The following is a 1,145-nucleotide window of genomic DNA, read 5'->3' as shown; positions in this document are numbered from 1 at the left end:
ATCCAGAACACTGCCAGCGTATCGAGCAGCATCAGCACCAGGGCGGCCGCGACCAGCGCGCCCTTCAAATTGCGCGATTCGTCAAAGGCATACTGGATCGAGCTGACGGGAACAGTGATTTGCGGGCGCGCCAGCGGGGCCAGCGTGCTGTCGGCTTCAAGCAGATTATGGGCAAACACACCCGTCTCGGAACCATAAAGGCCGGGCGGGTTTTCAAAAGTCACCGGCAGCGCGCCGGCGCCCGGTACAAGCGGCCGTGCATCCGGCGTCGGCGGCACCAGCGAGCCGTCGGCTGCAATCATGCGATAGGGCGCCAGCGACGCCGCGGCGGCTTCGGCATTGGCGATGGCCGCGCCCTGGTTGCGCGACAGCTGCACGATGCGGCGCAGCATCTCGACGAAGCTGCCGGAGATCGGCAGGTTCGACCAGGTTGCCTCAGGGGTGACGTGGAACAGCACCAGCGTGCCCTTGCCTTTCTTCAGTCCGGTGACCAGCGGCGTGCCGTCGGCAAGGGCCGCCCAGGTGCGCTCGACGATATCGGGTGTCGGCTCGGCCAGCACCTGTCTGCTGACAGTGACCTCGGTCGGCGGCGCCAGATCGGCGAACGGGCCGGCCTTGGGGAATTCGGTGACAGGCTGCGGCGACGTCCATGACAGCGCGCCGCCGAGCGAACGCTCGCCGGTGCGCAGGCGGACCGGCAGCAAATCGTCGTCATCGCCTGCGGTGGCCAGCCGCGAACCGGCGAAACGCACCAGCGTGCCGCCATTGTCGACCCAATCGACAAGTCTCTGCCGGACCTGTCCGGGAATGGTGCCGATATCGGCCATGACAATCATCGCGGGCTTCTGGTCGAGGATCTGCGGGATGGCGTCGGCGAGGTCGGCGCTGGAGGGTTCGACCAGATCGGCGAAGGGCTGCAGCGCCCGCCTGATGTAGTAGAGTGGCGACAAAAGCGGCTGCGCCTGGTCGGCCTCGGCCTGCGACAGCAGCCCGACGCGGCGGCGCTTGGAGCTTTCGTCGAGGACGCGCACCGCACCGGCCTGCCGCTCGCCGTCGAGCGCGATCGAAGCGAAGTCGTTGCGCAATTCGAACGGCACCGCCATGGTGCCGGTGGCGGTGGTTTCGCCAGGCGAAAAGGTCAGCGT

At 67.3% G+C, this 1,145-nt stretch carries 1 pseudogene; it reads right to left on the bottom strand.

The annotated features are described in order from the left end of the window. A pseudogene (locus EN991_RS37145) lies at positions 1-1,145 on the bottom strand (RNA-binding protein); the annotation flags it as partial.

This window comes from Mesorhizobium sp. M7A.F.Ca.US.005.03.2.1 (genome assembly GCF_003997795.1).
Lineage (GTDB): Bacteria > Pseudomonadota > Alphaproteobacteria > Rhizobiales > Rhizobiaceae > Mesorhizobium > Mesorhizobium ciceri.
The sequence above is the reverse complement of the archived record's forward strand: the minus strand, read 5'-3'. Positions and strand labels throughout refer to the sequence as shown.